We start from the raw sequence: 1,605 nt of genomic DNA on the forward strand, positions 1-1,605 counted from the left end.
GGCGACCGCGGGCGAAGGATCGCGCCGCAGACGCGCGGCTGCGTCGGCGCAGATCTGCGCGGCGGCGGATCCCTCGGGGAACCGCCGCCATGGCTCGTCGAGCGACATGCCCGAGGCGACGGCCAGCTCCTGCATCTGCTCGAGCGTCAGCTGCGCGGCATGGTTGCTGGGGTGCCCCTCGAGGGCGAGGCCGCGGCCCTTGATCGTATAGGCGAAGATCACGGTCGGCCGGGTGTCGTCGATCTGCGCGAAAGTCGACTGCAGCTCGTCGAGGTCGTGCCCGCCGAGATCGCGCACCAGCTCGGCGAGGTCGAGGTCGCCGTACGCGGCGAGCAGCCGATCGAGCACGGTCGCATCGCCCTCCGTCATGCCCGAGAGCAGGCGCCTGCGCACCTCCTCGGGGTGAGCGCGCAGAATGCGCTGGTACTCCTCGTTCGGCATACGGCGCATCCGCGCTTCGAAGACGTCGCCGCCCTCTGCGGCGAACGCGGTCTGCAGTCGCCGCCCCCAGGTGCAGGCGAGCACCTGCCAGTCGGCCGCCGCGAACATGCCGCGCAGGCGGCGGATCTGCGTGTCGGGGATCACCCGGTCGAGCGACTGCCGATTGAGGTCGACGATCCACACCACCTCGCCGAGCTGACGCACCTCGGGATCGATGATCGCCTCCCACACCGCGCCCTCGTCCATCTCGGCGTCGCCGAGCAGCGAGATGAACCGGCCGGCCGGCGGCGTCTCGGGGAAGCGGTCCGAGAGGTAGCGATGCGCGAGCGCGGCCCAGATCGGTGCGGTCGCGCCGATGCCCACCGAGCCGGTAGAGAAGTCGACGGTATCGGGATCCTTCGCGCGCGACGGGTAGGGCTGCAGGCCGCCGAGCGAGCGCAGCGTGGTCAGGTACGACTCGTCGAGCTCGCCGAGCAGATAGTTGATCGCGTGCAGCACCGGAGAGGCGTGCGGCTTCACCGACACCCGATCGAGCGCCGTGAGCTCCGAGAACCACAGCGCCGTCATGATGCCGGTCATCGATGCCGACGACGCCTGGTGCCCGCCGACCTTCACTCCGTCGGGGTTCGGCCGGCCGCGGTTCGCCGCGTCGATCATCGCGGTGGCGAGCCACAGCACGCGCTGCGAGATCTCGCTCAGGGCGTCGTCGCCCGACGATGCGGTCAGCGGACGCGAGTTCGTCGTCGGCGGATCGGCCTGGATCGAGGTCTCGAACTGACGCGCCGGGTCCTCGCGGTGCGCGGCGTCGCCGTCGCGTCGCCCTGCGTCGTCCCTGCGTTGTTCGGTCATGGCGTGCCTCCCGACTCCAGTGTCTCTCAGCTCGGCATCCCGCGGTGAAGTGCGACAGCGTCAGTGCCGCCGCGGGCTCAGTGTCGTCGAAGCCCCTGCTCGAGATCGGCGATCAGGTCGTCCGCGCTCTCGAGCCCGATGGAGAGGCGCACGATTCCCGCGTCGGGCTTCGCATCGCTCGCGACGGGGCGGTGGGTGAGCGCGGCGGGGTTCTCGATGAGCGAGTCGACGCCGCCGAGCGAGACGGCGTGCGTGAACACCCGCACGGACGACGTCAGGCGCTCGGCGGCCTCGGCGCCGCCCGAGAGCCGCGCC

1 protein-coding gene and 1 pseudogene are annotated in these 1,605 nt (G+C 71.3%); both read right to left on the bottom strand.

Going from position 1 to position 1,605, the window contains the following annotated elements; all coding sequences use genetic code 11:
* Positions 1-1,290, bottom strand: a pseudogene (locus ACFPZL_RS13060) (pyruvate dehydrogenase); the annotation flags it as partial.
* A 77-nt stretch (positions 1,291-1,367) separates the two neighbouring features.
* Positions 1,368-1,605, bottom strand: a 238-nt coding sequence (locus ACFPZL_RS13065; protein ID WP_382335804.1) for a PLP-dependent transferase, incomplete at its 5' end; no start/stop codon positions are given.

This window comes from Leucobacter soli, from assembly GCF_042659205.1.
GTDB classification, from domain to species: domain Bacteria; phylum Actinomycetota; class Actinomycetes; order Actinomycetales; family Microbacteriaceae; genus Leucobacter; species Leucobacter soli.